General features: G+C 44.9%; 18 protein-coding genes, 8 tRNA genes and 1 rRNA gene. 22 read left to right on the forward strand and 5 right to left on the reverse strand.

The features are described from left to right. From BUA56_RS16555 to BUA56_RS16630, 16 genes are all read left to right on the forward strand, one after another. A 23S ribosomal RNA gene (locus tag BUA56_RS16555) occupies positions 1-177 on the forward strand; the annotation flags it as partial. 167 nt (positions 178-344) lie between these two features. After that, positions 345-416, forward strand: a tRNA-Asn gene (locus BUA56_RS16560). 25 nt (positions 417-441) lie between these two features. Then, positions 442-513, forward strand: a tRNA-Glu gene (locus BUA56_RS16565). 55 nt (positions 514-568) lie between these two features. Next, positions 569-641 (forward strand) — tRNA-Thr (locus tag BUA56_RS16570). 57 nt (positions 642-698) lie between these two features. Beyond that, positions 699-772 (forward strand) — tRNA-Ile (locus BUA56_RS16575). Positions 773-795: 23 nt separating this feature from the next. After that, a tRNA-Asp gene (locus BUA56_RS16580) sits at positions 796-869 on the forward strand. Positions 870-894: 25 nt separating this feature from the next. After that, positions 895-967: transfer RNA gene (locus tag BUA56_RS16585), tRNA-Val, on the forward strand. 40 nt (positions 968-1,007) lie between these two features. Continuing rightward, a tRNA-Leu gene (locus BUA56_RS16590) sits at positions 1,008-1,093 on the forward strand. A gap of 155 nt (positions 1,094-1,248) precedes the next feature. Next, the gene (locus BUA56_RS16595) at positions 1,249-1,881 is read left to right on the forward strand and encodes a DUF4317 family protein (protein WP_072853747.1); all 633 of its coding nucleotides are present in this window, start codon (positions 1,249-1,251) and stop codon (positions 1,879-1,881) included. Positions 1,882-1,884: 3 nt separating this feature from the next. Beyond that, positions 1,885-2,508, forward strand: a complete 624-nt coding sequence (locus tag BUA56_RS16600; protein WP_072853749.1) for a sce7726 family protein — start codon at positions 1,885-1,887, stop codon at positions 2,506-2,508. A gap of 186 nt (positions 2,509-2,694) precedes the next feature. Next, positions 2,695-3,993, forward strand: a complete 1,299-nt coding sequence (locus tag BUA56_RS16605) for a DUF6070 family protein (protein ID WP_084068041.1) — start codon at positions 2,695-2,697, stop codon at positions 3,991-3,993. A 100-nt stretch (positions 3,994-4,093) separates the two neighbouring features. Beyond that, entirely contained in the window at positions 4,094-5,044 is a 951-nt protein-coding gene (locus BUA56_RS16610; RefSeq protein ID WP_072853759.1) for an NAD(P)-dependent oxidoreductase, read from the forward strand. 61 nt (positions 5,045-5,105) lie between these two features. Next, positions 5,106-5,780 (forward strand): response regulator transcription factor, encoded by a 675-nt coding sequence (locus BUA56_RS16615; RefSeq protein ID WP_072853761.1) that lies wholly within the window; start codon positions 5,106-5,108, stop codon positions 5,778-5,780. Further along, positions 5,777-6,691 carry a sensor histidine kinase gene (locus BUA56_RS16620; RefSeq protein ID WP_072853763.1) on the forward strand — a complete coding sequence of 305 codons (915 nt, stop codon included), beginning with the start codon at positions 5,777-5,779 and terminating at the stop codon, positions 6,689-6,691. Before BUA56_RS16615 ends, BUA56_RS16620 begins: the two co-directional genes overlap by 4 nt. A gap of 74 nt (positions 6,692-6,765) precedes the next feature. After that, positions 6,766-7,452 (forward strand): ABC transporter ATP-binding protein, encoded by a 687-nt coding sequence (locus BUA56_RS16625; RefSeq protein ID WP_072853765.1) that lies wholly within the window; start codon positions 6,766-6,768, stop codon positions 7,450-7,452. Next, positions 7,449-10,130 carry an ABC transporter permease gene (locus BUA56_RS16630; RefSeq protein ID WP_072853767.1) on the forward strand — a complete coding sequence of 894 codons (2,682 nt, stop codon included), beginning with the start codon at positions 7,449-7,451 and terminating at the stop codon, positions 10,128-10,130. Before BUA56_RS16625 ends, BUA56_RS16630 begins: the two co-directional genes overlap by 4 nt. Positions 10,131-10,275: 145 nt before the next feature. Here the strand turns inward: BUA56_RS16630 and BUA56_RS16635 are convergent, their stop codons facing one another. The 3 genes from BUA56_RS16635 to BUA56_RS16645 are packed head-to-tail and all read right to left on the reverse strand — an operon-like array spanning position 10,276 to position 12,321. Next, entirely contained in the window at positions 10,276-10,875 is a 600-nt protein-coding gene (locus BUA56_RS16635; RefSeq protein WP_072853769.1) for a TIGR04100 family radical SAM protein, read from the reverse strand. A gap of 17 nt (positions 10,876-10,892) precedes the next feature. Next, a complete protein-coding gene (locus tag BUA56_RS16640; RefSeq protein WP_072853771.1) occupies positions 10,893-11,444 on the reverse strand; it encodes a TIGR04002 family protein in 552 nt (183 codons plus the stop codon). Between the two features lie 16 nt (positions 11,445-11,460). Beyond that, positions 11,461-12,321 (reverse strand): pyridoxamine kinase, encoded by an 861-nt coding sequence (locus BUA56_RS16645; protein WP_072853773.1) that lies wholly within the window; start codon positions 12,319-12,321, stop codon positions 11,461-11,463. Positions 12,322-12,762: 441 nt separating this feature from the next. Between BUA56_RS16645 and BUA56_RS16650 the strand changes: the two genes are divergently transcribed. Then, the gene (locus tag BUA56_RS16650; RefSeq protein ID WP_072853775.1) at positions 12,763-13,452 is read left to right on the forward strand and encodes a Fic family protein; all 690 of its coding nucleotides are present in this window, start codon (positions 12,763-12,765) and stop codon (positions 13,450-13,452) included. 36 nt (positions 13,453-13,488) lie between these two features. Here the strand turns inward: BUA56_RS16650 and BUA56_RS16655 are convergent, their stop codons facing one another. Beyond that, the gene (locus BUA56_RS16655; protein WP_072853777.1) at positions 13,489-13,959 is read right to left on the reverse strand and encodes an NUDIX hydrolase; all 471 of its coding nucleotides are present in this window, start codon (positions 13,957-13,959) and stop codon (positions 13,489-13,491) included. 200 nt (positions 13,960-14,159) lie between these two features. Here BUA56_RS16655 and BUA56_RS16660 point away from each other — a divergent pair, with 200 nt between their 5' ends. The 3 genes from BUA56_RS16660 (at position 14,160) to BUA56_RS16670 (ending at position 16,167) form a co-directional block, all read left to right on the forward strand. Then, positions 14,160-14,678 carry a GNAT family N-acetyltransferase gene (locus tag BUA56_RS16660; RefSeq protein WP_072853779.1) on the forward strand — a complete coding sequence of 173 codons (519 nt, stop codon included), beginning with the start codon at positions 14,160-14,162 and terminating at the stop codon, positions 14,676-14,678. A 102-nt stretch (positions 14,679-14,780) separates the two neighbouring features. Next, on the forward strand, positions 14,781-15,020 hold the full coding sequence (locus BUA56_RS16665; protein WP_072853781.1) for a hypothetical protein: 240 nt from the start codon (positions 14,781-14,783) through the stop codon (positions 15,018-15,020). 4 nt (positions 15,021-15,024) lie between these two features. Further along, the gene (locus tag BUA56_RS16670) at positions 15,025-16,167 is read left to right on the forward strand and encodes a DnaJ C-terminal domain-containing protein (protein WP_072853783.1); all 1,143 of its coding nucleotides are present in this window, start codon (positions 15,025-15,027) and stop codon (positions 16,165-16,167) included. Positions 16,168-16,209: 42 nt separating this feature from the next. Here the strand turns inward: BUA56_RS16670 and BUA56_RS16675 are convergent. After that, positions 16,210-16,283, reverse strand: a tRNA-Arg gene (locus BUA56_RS16675). A 248-nt stretch (positions 16,284-16,531) separates the two neighbouring features. On the opposite strand from BUA56_RS16675, the gene BUA56_RS16680 reads away from it, so the two are divergent. Together BUA56_RS16680 and BUA56_RS16685 are read left to right on the forward strand one after the other, a co-directional pair. Beyond that, the gene (locus BUA56_RS16680; protein WP_341443513.1) at positions 16,532-17,140 is read left to right on the forward strand and encodes a cytidylate kinase-like family protein; all 609 of its coding nucleotides are present in this window, start codon (positions 16,532-16,534) and stop codon (positions 17,138-17,140) included. 225 nt (positions 17,141-17,365) lie between these two features. Beyond that, positions 17,366-17,872, forward strand: a complete 507-nt coding sequence (locus tag BUA56_RS16685) for a DUF1700 domain-containing protein (RefSeq protein ID WP_072853785.1) — start codon at positions 17,366-17,368, stop codon at positions 17,870-17,872. Positions 17,873-18,093 lie beyond the last annotated feature (221 nt).

An 18,093-nucleotide genomic window follows, 5' to 3' on the forward strand; every position in this document is an offset into this window, starting at 1 on the left:
CAAGTCGGGAAGGGATAAACGCTGAAGGCATCTAAGCGTGAAGCCCCCCTCAAGATGAGATATCCCATTCTTTAGAAGAAGTAAGACCCCTTGAAGACGACGAGGTAGATAGGGCAGAGGTGGAAGTGCAGCAATGCATGGAGCTGACTGTTACTAATCGGTCGAGGGCTTGACCTGAACACTTAGGGAAAGCCAAAGGCAGTGAGGCGAGACGCAAGTTGAGCCGGAACTGGTAAGAGGCAAATCTAAGTACAACGGAAAAGTGTTGCAAAGTGGAAAAAAAAGATGTATAATCGTGTATGTGGTTTTGAAGGTATGGAAATACTTTTAATAAAGAGAAGTAATCCTCGATAGCTCAATGGTAGAGCATTCGGCTGTTAACCGAAGGGTTGTTGGTTCGAGCCCAACTCGGGGAGCTTTTTTACTGTAAAGAAACGAGAAGGCTCCATGGTCAAGCGGTTAAGACACCGCCCTTTCACGGCGGTAACAGGGGTTCAAATCCCCTTGGAGTCACTTGACAAATAACTAATTATGTAAGATAATAGTTATGTTGTCGGCAATAACTATTGCCGATGTGGCTCAATTGGCAGAGCAGCTGATTTGTAATCAGCAGGTTATCGGTTCGAGTCCGATCATCGGCTTGTATGAAACACTTGGCGAGGTCTTCTCGGACTTGTGAATAATACACATGTTATTTTGGACCTTTAGCTCAGTTGGTTAGAGCAACCGGCTCATAACCGGTCGGTCCTGGGTTCGAGTCCCCGAAGGTCCATTGTATTAATTTAATAGGTTTATGGCCCAGTGGCTCAGTTGGTTAGAGCGCCGCCCTGTCACGGCGGAGGTCGAGAGTTCGAGTCTCTTCTGGGTCGCTGGAATTACTAACAATTTGATTATGGGATCTTAGCTCAGCTGGGAGAGCATCTGCCTTACAAGCAGAGGGTCATAGGTTCGAGCCCTATAGGTCCCATTTTCACGGAAAAGTCCGAGCCGTGATTGTATCAGGACATGCCGCAGTGGCGGAACTGGCAGACGCACAGGACTTAAAATCCTGCGAGGGTTAAACTTCGTACCGGTTCGATTCCGGTCTGCGGCACTTAAGCGAAAAACCTCAGATTCATAAGAATCTGAGGTTTTTTTGTCTACGCCCCAACTGCTGGAGAAGCAGAACGGGGTAGCTTTGGAGGCGGTTCCGCGCTATAATGCATTTATACATAAAGAACTAAAAAGCAGGAAGGGTGAAAAGACAGAATGAATAAAATGAACAGAGAGGATATGTTAGAGCTTACCCGGCGTATGACTGTGAAGAGAAACTGTTTTAGCAGGATTGCAGGAGCATATATTGACGAGGAAGGTTATATAGACGGTACTTTTAATACTAATTTTTTGAAATTATCACCATCAGATCAGGCCGCCAATCTGCAAATTGCAAAGGCAATACCATTTGCCAATACAAATGTAAATATTAAAGAGTACGGATTCACTGAAGAGGCAAAAGGTTCAGGGGATTTATGGCAGCTTTTTATGGGACTAAAGTCATGTGAATTAAAGAATGATGCTCTGCTGGATACCTTTTATGATTTTGTCAGTGAACGGTATAAATCAGATAGACCGTATGCTGTTTATCTGTTTTTTGGAGCATATGATGTCCCGTTAAAAGCAAATGATAAGGAAGCTCTTTGGGATTCAGAAGAAATATATTCTTTTCTAATCGGTGCCATTTGTCCGGTTCATGGTGAATATGAGGCGGAAGCACCTGAATCCGGATTTTTGTTTCCAGCTTTTAAAAACCGTAGCGGGGATGAATATCATATTAATATATACCATGCAGATGTAGACCATCCTCACACAGAATTGTTTCACGGTAAGATAAGGGTGGAGTAACGTATGTTATATGATAAGGATTTAAGAGAGCCTCTATTTGACTATTTGGAGGGCTATTTTGGGAAGGTAAGAATTTTAGAAGAAAAGCAAATAGGAAAATCCAGGGCTGATATTGTAATGGTAATGGAGAAAGCACTGGTGGGAATCGAGATTAAGAGCGACGCAGATACGTATGCACGACTTGCAGGACAAGTTAAGGATTATGATCTTTTTTTCGATTATAATATTGTTGTGACTGGCACAACTCATGGGATACATATTAAGGAGCATGTTCCTGAATGGTGGGGAATTATAACAGCTGAGGAGGCAGACAATTCCATTGATTTCTATATGTATCGCAAAATGCAGGCGAATAAAGGGGTCAGTTTGAAGAAACAGTTATCCCTTCTGTGGCGGCCGGAGCTGGCTCATATCCAGAATCTGAACGGCATGGCAAAGTATAAGGAGAAAAGCAAAAAGTTTGTTATTGAAAAGATAGGGGAGAAGATTCCTGCTGAGATTTTGAAACCGCAGATGAGTGAGGAATTGTTTGAGAGGGACTATAATCTGATTGCCGAACAGATCCGGGAATTCAGGGTGCAGGAAAGCAGGAATGCTTTGAGGATTAGAAAAAAAAGTTCCTGGTGAAAGAAAAAATGAGCGAATATGCTTGATTTTTAAATATTACAGGTGTAATATTTATTAGAAAGAGTTTACGTTTAAGCATTGGCAGATACATTTGAACAGAAATATTACATGTGTAGGGAATGCAAACAATATGCTGCAGAGGAAGACAAGATACAATATTCGAAGTTAATAAATGGGGGAGGTACGATGAAAGACAGAAATGAAATTCCTATGGAAAATGGGGAGAAACACACAGTAAAAGGGTACAAGGCTTTGTGGCAGCCGGTGCTCCTTATCGGCTTGCTTCTGCTGGGGGGCTGCCAGGAAAAAGAGAACCATAAGCCGGAGACCCGTCAGGAAGCAGAAACTATAAAGTCGGCATCTGAAGATAGCAAGGGAGCGTGTGGTTCGGAAAGAGGGTATGATCTTCCTGTTGAGGATAAAGACAGGAAAGAAGCAGAGGCAGACTGCCAAAACGCAATGGAAAAAGTAAGGGAAACGTATCTTAATGCCGGCTGTGGGAATGCTTCCGGAGGAGCTATAGGGAGAGAGACTGCCAGGCAAATGCTGGAAGAGCTAAAAGAGTTAGGAAACCCGGCTGCCGATCTGGGATATGGTTATAATATGCAGAACTATGAGCACATGGACCGCTTTTTGACCTCTTCTGTAAATGGGAAAGAGGGAGAGGTAACTCTCTTTGAGCTTTACCCAGACGGGGGAATCGGAAGAAAAAAATTTAGATTTGACGGGAAACATATATATGTATGGTATACCAATGCAGCTTGGAGCAGCTCAGTTACCCCTTTGATCTCTGCAACCTCTTATACCCGGATAAGAGACTGGGTGTACACGGAGAAGGGCTGGTTCAGCTATGAACTGCCGGAAGCGCCGGATATCACAGACAGTATTATGAACGGTAATACTACCATACGGGTAAAGCCCATAAAAGAAGAATACAGAGAGACAGCAGCAAAATATTTGAAACCGGTAGGATATCAGGGAAATAATCTATTCTGTTCCAATTGGGATGAGAATCATATGGAAGAACTGGATTATAACGGAATTTTTCAATATTTGTATCCTATGGAATATCAGAAAAATTTTCCCTCGGACCAGTATGGAGAGGGAATCCCCGGCGAAGAGTTCGAGAACCTGCTTACCAAATATTTGCCGGTTACCGGAGAACAGCTGAAGGAATATGCGGTTTATGATCCAAAGGAGCAGAGATATGGGTGGGTGAGGCTTGGCTGCGGCAATTATATTCCCAATGCATTCGGGAACTCGGAGCCTGAGATTACGGACATGAGGGAAAATGAAGACGGTACGGTTACACTGACGGTGGATGCAGTCTGTGTAATGACGGGGAATGATAAGGCAATGAGTCATGAGCTTACCGTAAGATTTACGGAGGAAGGGGGAATACAATATGTAAAGAATCAGATTCTGGGGGATGGCCTGGAGAGGATTCCGGAATATCAGAGAAGGTTTGGGGGGAATGCAGGGTAAGCTTCCCTGTCTCAAGTCTTTCCTGCCCGATTAAAATGTGGTATACTAAAATACAATAAGATAATGCAATCAGAATAAATGGAGCGGGAAGGGAAAAATTATGAGCGACAAGGTAGTAGTTTTAAACGGGGAAAAGGTAAATTATGACGGTAGGATTGATTATTCTGTGTTAGCCAGTGAAGTAACCGTATATGGGGATACCAGGGAAGAGGATATTCTGGAGCGAATACAGGGGCACAGGATTGTTGTGACCAAAGAGATGCCTTTAAAGAGGAAGATAATCGAACAGTTTCCTGATTCTGTAGAACTTATCTGTGAGGCAGGAACGGGCTATAATAATATCGACCTGGATGCCGCCAGGGCAAAGGGAATTCAGGTATGCAACATACCGGCCTATAGTTCCAGCAGAGTGGCTCACACAGCGGTAATGATGCTGCTGAATCTCAGTTCATCCATGCAGAAACAGATGCGTATGCTGGCCGGGGGAGATAAGCGTAATTTTACCAAATGTCTGCAGGTAGAGCATGTGGAAATAAACGGAAAAACATTAGGCGTTATTGGTGCCGGCAATATCGGGCGGGAAGTGATAAAAGTTGGAAGAGCTCTGGGAATGAACATCCTGATCTACACCAGAACGCCGGGTACGGATGAGGAGGGCATGCGGTATACGACATTCGAAGAAGTGATGAAAAACAGTGACTATGTATCTCTGCACTGTCCGCTGACACCTCAGACAAAGCATATTATTAATCGGGAAGCACTGGAACTGATGAAGCCGTCGGCATTTTTGATTAACACCTCCAGAGGTGCTCTGGTAGATGAGAAGGCATTGATTCAGGCGCTTCAGGAGCAGAAGATTGCGGGTGCCGGCCTGGATGTCCAGGAGACCGAACCCCCTGCAGAGGACAATCCCCTGTATAACCTGGAAAACGTAATCCTTACCCCTCATATGGGATGGAAGGGATTAGAGACAAGGGAACGGCTGGTACAGATTCTAAAAGACAATATACAGGGATTTCTGTCAGAGAATCCTCAAAATATTGTAGCATAACAAGAAAGGGACGGGAACCGGGGTGTTCTTCGTCCCTTTTTATGTGATTCCGGAGGTGACTATGAATAAGATACTTGTAATTGAAGATGATAGTGATTTGTTAGAAGGACTTTTATTTATGCTGGAGACAGAGGGATACCGGGCTTTCGGGGCAGGTACCATTAAGCGAGGAATGGAACTTATAAAAGAAAGGGACCCTGATTTAATTCTCCTGGACTGTAATCTTCCGGATGGAAGCGGATATGAGCTTTGCGGTCGTGTCCGGGAATTTTCCCAGATTCCTATGCTCATGCTTACTGCCAGGGAGACGGAGATGGATGAGATCAAAGCCCTGGAACTGGGAGTAGATGATTTTATGCGCAAGCCCTTTTCCCTTTCTGTTCTGAGAGCAAGGCTTAGAAACCTTCTGAAACGCAGAGAAAAGCAGAATAAGGTGAGTTCTAACGGAGTTGTGGTGGATAAGGACAGCTGTAAAGTGCACAAAGGTGGAAAAGAGGTTTCACTTTCTGCCATGGAATATAAGCTGTTGACGTATCTTCTGGAAAATCGGGGACAGGTTCTGGCTAAAGAGCAGATTCTGGAAAGGATCTGGGACAGCGAGGGCAGATTTGTGGATGACAATACCGTCTCTGTCAATATACGCAGACTCCGTATGAAGATAGAAGACGATCCGGATCATCCTGCGTACATAAAAACGGTGCATGGGCTTGGGTATCTGTGGAGGGAAATACCATGAACGAGACTGCTGCTGTAATACTTTGCTGTGCTGTATGCCTTGGGCTTGTATGGTATTACAGAGAGAAAAGTAAAAGACAGTACCGGCAGATAGAATGCATGCTGGATGAGATATTAAATGAACGCCCGGTTTCTCAGTCAGATCTGGAGGAGGGGGAGATTGCAGAGCTGTCACACAAAGCCCGGCGGATTCAGGAAAAGTTAAATCTGGAAGTACAGTCTGCCAGGAAAGAAAAAGAACAGGTGAAGAGCCTAATCTCCAATATGTCCCATCAGCTTAAGACGCCTCTTTCCAATGTTATGATGTATCAGGAGATTCTGGAAAGTTCGTCCCTGGAAGAAGAGCAGAGGAAGAAGTTCCTGGAAAAGCTGAAGACACAGTCTGAGAAGATAGACTGGATTCTCCAGTCCCTATTTAAGATGGTGAATCTGGAAAACGGGGTTATTCGGGTGCAGCCGGAAGAAAAAAATATAAAAGCAACGCTCAGCAGGGCCCTCAGCGGGGTTTATGAAAAGGCACAGCGCAGAAACATAAAGATTACTACAGAAGAATTTCCGGATAGCACGTTATACCACGATCCGAGATGGACGGCAGAAGTCTTGGGAAATCTGCTGGAGAATGCCGTAAAATATACGGACCCGGGGGGAAGGATTGTTGTACGCCTTGTCCCATATGAACTCTACAGTAAACTGGAAATCATCGACAACGGACGGGGAATAGCAAAGGAAGAGCTTTCCTGTATCTTTCAACGTTTCTACAGAAGCAATGATGTGAGAAATCTGGAGGGATCCGGTATCGGCCTCTATCTGTCACGATTGATTCTGGAAAAGGAAAAGGGGTATCTTACTGTGGAGTCCGAGTACGGGAGAGGAAGCTGCTTTCAGGTATTCTTACAAAATTGTAAGAACTGAAAAGATTCCTGTAGGATTTCTGAAAGAACCTGCTGTTACAATAGAGGTATCAAGACAGGAAATGAGGAGTCCGTATGAAGATATTAGAGGTAAAGAATGTAGAGAAAATCTATGGAACAGGGGAGACAGCAGTCAAAGCCCTGCGGCGGGTGAACTTCTCCGCAAAGCAGGGGGAATTCATTGCTCTGGTAGGCCAGTCTGGCTCCGGAAAGAGTACACTTCTGAATCTGATTGGAGGTTTGGATATTCCTTCAAAGGGTGAAATCTATATTCGGGATCACAATGTGGCAGCCTTAAAAAAGAAAGAGTTGACAATCTTCAGGAGAAGAAATATAGGCTTTGTATTCCAGAATTACAGTCTGATGCCGGTGATGAATGTATATGACAATGTAGCTTTGCCGGTAACCTTTGACCGGGGGAGGCGGGTGGATCACCAGTATATAGAGGATATACTGAAAGAACTGGGTTTGTGGAAAAAAAGAACAAAATATCCCGCAGAGCTTTCGGGCGGTGAACAGCAGCGGGTAGCGATCGCCCGGGCACTTGCCAATAAGCCCGCCATACTGCTGGCAGATGAGCCTACGGGAAATCTGGACTCGGTTACCACTCAGGATGTGATGGGACTTCTGAAAGCCAGCGGGGAAAAGTATCACCAGACTATCCTGATGGTAACACACAATGAGGCACTGGCACAGAGCTGTGACAGAGTCCTGTGTATGAAGGACGGACAGCTTTCCGGAGAGGAGGGGACGCTCTCATGAAGGCTGCGGTAAAGCTGGCATTTCAAAATGTGACATATTACAAAAAACAGACATTTGCAATCTTTCTGGGGATAGTCTTATCCATAGCGCTTTTAACGGGTATCGGTTCTCTGGTGTACAGCGGGGAAAGGAGTAGTCTGGAAAAAGACAGGCAGGTATACGGGGACTGGCACTACTATCTGTATGCATCGGATGAGCAGGGAAAAATGATTCGGGAATATGGGGAAGACAGAGAAGGGGACCTCCAGGAGATTGGAGTGATGGAAAAGAAAAGTGTAGAGGAAGAACCCTATAAACTGACATTTCTCTATGGGGATACGCAATATCTTGCCATGCTGGGACAGGAGATAGAAGAAGGCAGATATCCCAAGTCCAGGGAGGAGGTGGCCTTAGATACCTATACTATTACGAACCTGGGGCTGGATGCAGAACTGGGGGAAGCTGTGGAATTAAACGGAAAAGTGTATACATTGTGCGGAATCCTGAAAAATCAATGGTCCGCAGATGTAGGTGAGATGCGGGTTTTTGTCAGTAAGAACTTTCCCGGAGAAGGAATTCCCAAATGCTATTATCTAAAGTTTGATGAAGAAAGAAAGCTGTATCCCCAGGCAGATAGATTCATAAAAGAGCTGCATATTTCTGCGGAGCATATGCGTACAAACAGCGCCTTGGTGGAATACCTGGGGGGCGGAAATATGCAATTGTTTTTTTCTATTCTGAAAACCGGTTTTTCACTTCCAGAGGGAAGGCTTACTTATATACTTGCCAGTATGAAAGAAAATTTTCATCTGCAGGAGAAAGGGATCCTTTTGGGGTTGGGGCTCTTCTGTGTGTTCATCATCTACAGTGTATTTCATATTTCAGTTTTGAAAAGGATCTCACAGTATGGGATTCTTCAAACATTGGGAATCAGCCAGAGCCAGATCTTTCAGGTGCTTTCAGCAGAGCTGTTCGGTATTCTAATTTTAGGGTATCCCTTGGGCTGTCTCTTGGGAAACAGCACAGCCAAAGTTTTGTACTCTAAATTCGATAAGGTGTTTGTGCGCGAAGATACAGGGACGATGCAGAATGGAGTGCATGTAGGGAACACAGAAGCGTTTAAGGTGAATGCGTCATTTGAGAGCGGGGACTTCTATGTGAGCAGATATGCTATTTGCTTTGGGGGAGTGCTGCTGGTAATCCTTCTGCTGGCTGTATGCCTGAAAATAGCCGGGAGGATATACAGACTCACAGTAATGCAGATGCTGAAGAAAGAAATAAAGAACAGAGGGAGAAGCAGGAAAATTCACAGCATTCACAGCAGCAGACTAACCGGTGTGTTAACCAGAAAATTTATGCTATTCGGGAGAGGAACCTTTATCAGTATTTTGTGTTCTCTGGCTCTTGGAGGATGTATTTTCCTTTGCTGCAGCTATGTTACAGTGAATACACAGATTCACAATGAGCTTTCCTTTAAAACAGATGATGGATTGGGCTCAGAATATCAGGTGTTTGAGGAGTCCGATAACCTGGCTTATATGATTCCAAAGAAAACTGCAGAAGAGATCGCAATGATTCCGGGAATCGCGGCGGCTTATCCCGTAAGCTACTATCTGGGGGAGATCCCCCTGGAAAAGAATCAGGTCTTGTGGGATAAGTACTGCGCCGAGCTGGCAGATGACCCGGGATGGAAGCCAGATCCCATGGTGATGGAAAAGTATAATGGCAGGTGCCTGAGAGACGAGAGCGGAAATTACCGGATGAAATGTAATATCTACGGTTATGATGACGGTATGCTGGAGGAACTGAAGGACTATCTGCTGGAGGGACATTACGATCCCAAGAGTCTTTTAGAGGATAATGCTGTAATTTTGAAAACCTGGATGGATGGTCAGGGGAATTATGGGGGGCTGGATCTGAAACCGGGGGATACGTTAACCGTGAAAGTCCCCGAAAGTCCCGATGTGCCGGATACTGTGCTGCGGTTTCTGGAGGAGGATTCGTGGTACGAGAAAAAGGAATTCACCATTGCGGCCATCGTGAGCCGGCCAATGGGGAAAAATGATCAGCTCATAGGGGATGACGGGACCTCAGACCTGGGGCTGATAATGACTAATGCGCAGATGGAAGAGAATTTCGGGATAGTGGGTTACAACAGAATATGCATTCAGAAGGAAAAGCAGGCTTCGGGGGAGGATGTGGGCAGGGCCCTGGCTCAGAAGATAAAGGATATCCCCAAATGTATGCTGCAGGACTATACAGGGGCTATTGAAACACAGAATGCATATCTGCAGCAGAAAATGTATTTCTTTTATGGAATTTCTCTGCTGATCCTTGTTATCAGTATGTTTCATATTATGAACAGCATGCAGTATCTGGTGCTCTCACGGCGCCATGAATTCGGGATTCTGAGAGCTATGGGCATTACAGATTCGGGCTTTTATAAAATGATGCTGCGGGAGGGGATTTTATACGGAATCTTTGCCAGCCTTCTTATGCTGGCAGTGTACCTGACGGCAAAGCAAGTTCTTCTGTATCTGATGGTCCATGTTTACCGCTATCTTCAGCCTACAGGAAGTGTGAGCCCGGGGATTATCGCCGGGGTGATAGGGGTAAATCTGCTGGTAAGTACGGCGGCGGTCATACTACCCTCCCGGGAGATTGTAAAGGGGAATATAATACAGGAAATCAATGAGTGATTAAGAGGTTAGGCTGCGGGACAGATAAAGCTTCAATTTATTTGCATGGACTATTTAATTATCAGGGTAAGCTTTTACATCTGGGAGGAGCGAACAGGGGGATGGCCCCCTGCCGCCTCCAATCCGCAGAACCGGCAATTGCTGTCTAGGAGGAAAAATGCCGGATCCGAAGTTCGATCCCCAGGGAATCAGCCAGAGCCTGGCAGTCCTTAATCTCGTCAGGGGGCAGTACGTCTACGATGGAAAGCTTTACGGAAGGAATGTTTCCTCTGCAGGCGGTAGCAAAATCCAGAAGCCCCTGAAAGGCATCCGGCCGAAACGGACGGGATACGGCATTATATCTCTCTGCATCCGGCGCATTTAGGCTGATAGAGACAGCATCTACAGTGCCTGCCAGGAGAGGGACGATATTTTTCTTGTGATAGAGATTTCCCAAGCCATTTGTGTTTACACGTATGGACAGCCCATAGGTTTTCCTGGCATAAGCTGCAGATGCCAGCAGATTCTCCAGAGCGCAGGTGGGTTCTCCATAGCCGCAGTAGACCAGTTCCTTGTATCCGGTAAAGTCAAACGTATTCATTGCAGTCAGAATCTCGTCCAGAGAGGGATCCTTTTGGTGCCATAAGGTCTGGGCATCCCCAATTCCCTCCTCCTGTCCCCGGATGCAGAAGGTACATCTGCAGTTGCACTTATTTGTAATGTTAGCATACACCTGATGCTTGTATGTATAAAAGATTTCAGCCATAAGTAAAAGGCTCCTTTCTAATCGGCGTGAGCCGTTTTTTTCATCGGATGGATTAACTGCTCTGTTCTGGACTTGATGTGGACCTTATCCAGGGCAGCTGCGAACACCAAGAATACCAGGGCACTGCCCCCGGATTGGATGGCACTGCCTGTGAGGGATGCCAGTAGTGCGCCGAAGGCACCGAACAAGATGTAATCTGCCAGGTAATAGCCCGCAGCTGAGAGCAGAGCGGAGAGGAAAGGTGCGATGATATTTCTTTTTGTTAAAAGCTTTCCTGCCTGACTTGTAAATGGGAGTACAATCAACATTTTAATGATGATGGTAGCAGGCGCCCACATAGGAGCAGTGAGCAGATCCGCCAGGCCGCCTCCGATGGCTGCAGCCGCCAGTGCGTAGGGACGGGGCAGGATTACGGCTGCCACATAGATCAAAGCGTCTCCGAAATGTATGTATCCGCCGTTTGCCCCATAAGGGACGTGAAAGATATAGGCGGTCATTACTGTAATCATGGAGGCAAAAAGTCCTGTTAACGTGAGCAGTACAGTCGTTTTGGTATTTTGTTCTTTCATCCTCTATTCTCCTCTCTTACTGCTTCGGCAGCAGGTAATACAGATATTTTTCAAAATTCACCCCATCGTTGTAAGGGATCCCCTCTCTGACAGAATCCCTAAGTGCGTCTTCCAGAAAAGAACCGGCGAGAAGGACTGCCTGAGAGAGAGAATCTCCCCGTGCATATCCCCCGGCGAGCACAGAGGCGAAGAGATCGCCGGTACCAGAAAAACTGCCCTCCATATCAGGGAAGGAGGCCAGACCGCTTTCCAGAGGAGATACATAAAGATTCCCTATTTTTTTGCTGCCGTCCGCAAGATCCTGAAAATGAATTCCGGTCACCACTACGGACTTGGTTCCTTTTTCACAGAGTGCCTGGGCCATCTCTCTCACTGTATCCAGAAGGGCCTGTGGCTTTCCTGATTCCGGAAGATCATGGAAATCGGTACCGGATAGGAGACAAAGCTCTGTAAGATTAGGCGTTATAAGATCTGCCTTCGCGGCTAATAATCTCATCAGACGGCAAAGCTCATCATTATACATTCCATAGGTATGTCCGTTATCCCCCATCACAGGGTCTACCAGAAGAAAGGTTTCCTTTTGATAGAAGGTATCCAGAAATGAAAAAATTTCATGGATCTGCCGCTCGTTGGCCACATATCCAGTATAGATCCCGGTAAAATTCACCTGCATTTTATTCCATTCCCGGCGGTAATGCTCCATTTTATCCGTATAGTCATCACAGTAGTAACTGGGATAGCCTGTCTGGGCAGTGAGCAGAGCAGTGGGAAGAGGGCAGGCCTGCACCCCCATGGCCGACAGCACGGATATGGCAGCCGTGAGTGAGCATCTGCCAAATCCGGATAAATCGTTAATTACAGCAATCTTCTTCGTCATAATTTAGTTCCTTGTTTCCTTGTGTATTTTATAAGTGTGCATTGCATCGTAAGCAGATATACGCGTTTTTCTTGCTATGCATGATATCATATCATAAAAGTGGATATATTAAAAAGACCAGATATAGAATATTTAACCAAGCCAGTTTTGGTTAAGGTGTATGTGGTTAAAAAGTGTAGAAAAAATAGATTGTATAAAAAAGAATGCAAAAATTTTTTAGTGTAAACCAAAAAAGTTGAAATTTGTATTGTTGTTCCCGGGATTCTGTGGTAGAATGAGTGCAAGCAGCAGTTTGAAAGAAATCTATCAGTGATTGTGGGGTTTCATAGAAGTCTTTAAACCGTCTGCTGTCTTTTTAGAGAAAGTAGTGTAGCAAATCAGACGGTAAACGGACGGTGGGGGCTGTCCGTTTACACACAAGAAAACAGGAGGTTGATTCTTATGTATGAAGATGTTGTAGCATTTTGGCAGGCAAATCAGGTATCGGAACTGGAATTAAAAGAATTCTGCATGCTGTTCGCATATCACTGCAATGCCATTGGCAACCCGCAGACAACCCTTGAGGCGACAAAAGGAATCTATGAACACGGAGGGGTTTCTAACTTTACCGGAGACCTGCATACGCTCATTGAGATCGAGAATCAAAAGTATATGGCAGTTTATCTGAAGGATAAGGTAGAATCGAGAGAGCCTCTGTCTGTAGAACTGGTGAGGGCAGTACATAAAAAATTGATGGACAGATGCTATGACAGTGAGATATATACCAAAGGAGAGAGAGCAGGAGAGTTCAAAAAAGGGGGCTGCGCCGTGCGCGTAGAACTGGAGGATGTATGTTCCACCGTGAATCAGACCAGTCAGGATGGAATCCTTCGGGCAGCGGCCTATTTTCACCTGAACTTTGAAGAGATCCGGCCGTTTGCTGACGGCAATGGACGTGTAGGGGAGATACTTATGAACTATTATCTTATCACTCATAACTATCCGCCTACAATTATATTCGTGGAGGATAAAGACAGGTATTTTGCAGAGCTGCATAAGTTTGACGAGACCTCAAATATTGAAGGATTCATACAGTTTTTAAAAGAACAGACAGTAAAAACATGGAAGTTGTGCGCGGAGGGAAAATTTTAGACTGGAAAGGCCGGGGAGTTCATTCCCCGGCTTCTTTTAATGGAGGATATCAGTGCCGTCCAGGCAGGCCTCTACAAGGGTATCTCCTTCATAACGCAGTTTTAACGAGAAGAAGGAATCATTCTCTTCCAGCAGACGAAAGAATATGCGGTCACCCTCCCAGAGGTTTAGCTTTGAGAGCTGTTCTTTGGGTACCCATTCAAGGATGCCCTCGTCACAGGATATCATCTCTCCTTCATACTTGTCTGCCGTATAAAGGCACATATATTCCGGTTGCCAGCGGTCAGAAAGGAAGGTAACCAATCCCCGAAAGGAATAAGAGGTGAGCGTCAGGCCTGTTTCTTCTTTCACCTCTCTGAGCAGACATTCCTCCGGACTCTCACCGTCCTCAAAGTGCCCGCCCACGCCGATCCATTTATCCTTATTTATATCAATTTTTTTCATGATGCGGTGGAGCATCAGATAGCATTCATCCTTTTCAATATAACATAGTGTTGTCAGTCCCATAATTTCCTCCTGTAATTATTGTTCATTTTCCTTGCTATTCACACGGTGCTTCCCGGCAAAACATACTGCCGGGAACAAGGTGAACAGAAATGTATTGATCCATTATAGCGCAGAAACGGAGAGATTACCAGATGACAACAGGCTAAGATAAGCTTATACTGTAGGCATAACAAAAAATTGCTGAGACGGAGGAGTTGGCTATGATAAGACTAGCAAGGCGCGAAGATCTAGAAGCGCTGCTGGAGATTTATAATGATGAGGTACTTTATGGGACGGCAACCTTTGATTTGGAGAAAAAGACTATAAGAGAGTGGGAAGCATGGTATGCTCTTCATACCGGCAATTATGCTTTAAGAGTATGGGAGGAAGATGGCAGGGCGGTAGGATATGCCACATTATCTCCCTACAGAGAAAAAGAAGCATATCTGGGCACCGTAGAGCTGTCGGTTTACGTTCACAGAAAGTATCAGGGGAGAGGAATCGGGACAGAGCTGATAAAGGAAATCTTAAGGATTGCCAGAGAGAATCCTGCTGTCCATACAGTAGTTTCCGTTATCACGGGAAGTAATGACAGGAGCCTGAAGCTCCATGAACAATTGGGATTCTCCTATTGTGGAAAAGTCAAAGAGGCAGGGTATAAGTTTGGAACCTATCTGGATATTGATACATACCAGATCCTGGTTCCCCGGACAGAGGATTCTGGAATCCGGAAAAAGTAATATTAGGAAATTGGATGATTTTAGTTGATATTCCGTATCATTTGACTTAAAATATAGATAAGCAGGAAAGCAGAGCAGGGTACAAGAGACGGAGGGATAGCCATGGAGTATCATTACAGCCAAAAGCAGATATGGAATCAGCCAGGTTCTATTCTGGAATATATACAGCAGGTAGATATCTGTAATAAAAATAATCTGTTGCATCTGGATGAATTAATATCCTTGGTGAAGCTGTCAGGGATGGAAGAGATAGAAGGCTATCTGCAGAAGTCCATTGCTGATCTAGAAAACAGCCAGCTGTGGATTAAAATGGCCCTGTCAGCTCTGCAGGACGGGAGGTGATTGTATGGTGACGGAGAATTATTATCAGATACTGGGAGTTTCTTACCATGCAGACGAGTCTGAGATCAAAAAGGCTTACAGACGGCTGGCAAAAAAGTATCATCCCGACAGTGACGGGAAAAATAAAGAAATGTTCCAGAAGATTGCTGAGGCATACAGGGTGCTGAGTGATCCAAAGCTGCGGCAGCAATATCGTTATATGGGACATGAGGCCTTCCGGAAAAGCCACGGACGAAACAGTTTTTATTATCAGTATACGTATTCTTATGAGGAAAAGGAAGAAGACTGTTCCGGATGCGGTTCCTGCGGCGGGCATGATCACAGCAGCGGAAGCAGCCACAGCCACACAAAGGAAGGACACTGCGGGGCCTGCGGGGAAGGACGTACCAGAGAAGAGGAGCCAGAAGAGATTCCCCCATCCAGTATTCGCGCAGCAGTACATCTTACCATGGAAGAAACACTGAAGGAAGTGGTAAAGGAGATTGCTATTCAGTATCAGGAGCAATGCCCCTGCTGTCACGGAAGCAGAAAGGAACCCGGTACAGGGGGGAAAGTGTGTCCGGAATGTATGGGACACGGAAGAAACATGGTATATGTAAATGCAAGATATGATTCCGGGAGGAGAGAAGAAACCTGCCGTACCTGTCAGGGAACCGGAGAGGTTCCGGAAAAGGCCTGTCACAAATGCGGGGGACGAGGTTATATTATGGTATCACAAAAGGTTAAAGTGAAGATACCTCCTAACTCCTGTCCCGGTCAGTTTTATTTTTTTCAGGATATTGTATGCGAGCCAGGTTTTGACAGGGAGCTCAGGAACTTGTTTGTAATTGTGCTCATTGACGAGCATCCTCATTTTGAGAGGCGGGATTATCATATACATGCATCTATGAGTGTGGATTTTGTAACTATGACCTTGGGCGGAGAGATACATGTAAAGACTCTTGAGGGGATTGTCTCTTACACATTGGCGCCCGGAACAGAGGCGGGAACAAGAATACGCCTGGCAGGCAAGGGACTTCCGGCTCCCAAGAAAACAGGAGGAGGCAGAGGCGATATCTATGTAACACTCCAAGTGGGAATTCCAAAGACATTGACTCCGAAACAGAAGGAAGCCCTGCTGACATTTGGAAGGTATATGGGCAAATAAACACAAAAAAAGCCTTGTCTAATTAATAAACAAGGCTTTTGCCGTGCGTTAGAGGATTCGAACCCCCGGCCTTTTGGTCCGTAGCCAAACGCTCTATCCAGCTGAGCTAAACGCACACTTTAGTTGCTGTCCTGTAGCAACATTAGTTATTTTACAACAGAAAATATTAGTTGTCAATAGGTTTTCTAAAAAAATAAATTTTCTGATGCTGTCAGGAGAGGATGAAATTGTGTTAACTCAAAAATGGTAAAATTGACAAAATAATACACGACATATACAAAATAGTTAAGAGAATTCCGTTGAGTGAATATGAATTATATGATAAGATTAGATCATACAAAACAAAGAGAATGGAGCGATGCATATGATGGGAAACAGAGTTATTACTATTGGCAGACAATATGGAAGCAACGGCAGAATTATAGCTCAGAAACTGGCAGAAAGGCTGGGAATCCATTATTATGACCGTGAGCTTGTGGATTTGGCTGGTCAGAACAGTTCCATACCTTACGAAGAATTGCGAAAAGTAGATGAAAAACGGGCCAACCCCTGGCGATATCCGGTTGAGGATGATGTGCAGATGGAACGCAGATTCCGGTTTGAACCAATGAATGACGTTTTATTCAGCGAGCAGTCCAAGGTAATCCGCGACCTGGCCAAAAAAGAAGACTGTGTCATTGTGGGAAGGTGTGCAGATTACGTACTGAGAGCTTATCCCTCTTGCATCAAAGTATTTATATACGGAGCATTGGAAGAGAGGATCAAGGTAATTATGGAACGGGCTTCTGTGGACGAGAAGGAGGCAGCCACACTGATCCGGAAGATGGATAAGCAGAGAAGGTACTATTATAATTATTATACAGATGAGAAGTGGGGGGATTTGAGCCGGTATGATTTATCCGTGGACAGCTGCCGGTTTGGAATTGAGGGGACTCTGGATATTCTGGAGGCTGCTTACCGCACGGGAAAATAAAGTTATTTACAGGAATTTACAAAGTAAGGTTTGGGCATAATGGACTATAGTACAAATTATAGTCCATTTTCTATTTGAGGTGAAGGCAAGGCCTGTGTTTTTTAGAGAAATAAAAAATTAATTCTGTTTATAAAACCTTCAGAAAAAATACCATTGTATCTTAGCGGCCCTATGATATAATAACAGAAATGAAGCAAGTGATGGCATTCGGCGAATGGGCGGAATATGTATCCCAGAGCTGTGAATGCAGACAGCAGATTAGACAGAACCATGAGTTACCGCAGGAAAGGATGGAAAGTCACTCAAATGAGTAAAGGGGAATTTTTAGATACTTTAAGAAGTAAGTTAACCGGGGAAATCCCTCCGGGGAAAGTAAGAGAGAACATAGATTACTACAGCCAGTATATTAATGATAAAGTTAGAACGGGCATTGCCGAGCAGGATGTGATACAGATGCTGGGAGATCCCCTTCTGATAGCAAGGACAATTATCGATACGCAGGGATGCAGTGAGGCCACTGACAGCGGCACTGCGTATTCCTATGAGACAGATCCGCAGGAATCCCGGGGCAGATCTTTTGGCCGGAGCAAAACAATGAAAACCTGGCAGATCTTGGTAATCGTATTAGTGATCCTGGCAGTGCTGTTCAGCATTCTGCGGGTTTTGATTCCGATTATACTGCCGATTGTGTTAATTGGCTTTGTGATTTCATATTTTTCAAAAAGACGGTAGTAAAAAGGGGATTGTCTGTAAGGCGGTCCCTTTTTGAAAACTCAGATTTTTCATGCTTCGTCATAAATACAAAGAGAAATAGCCGGTAGGGGAGCTACCGGCTATTTCGAGGGGAGTATAAATAATTAAATAAGGGGTTATAATGTAAAAAAAATTTTTTGAAGGGTAAATTCTTTTTACTAGATTATTATAATATAAAAGGAAGAAAAAAGCAATAATTT

It is taken from the genome of Lactonifactor longoviformis DSM 17459 (assembly GCF_900129135.1).
In the GTDB taxonomy this organism is placed as follows: domain Bacteria; phylum Bacillota; class Clostridia; order Lachnospirales; family Lachnospiraceae; genus Lactonifactor; species Lactonifactor longoviformis.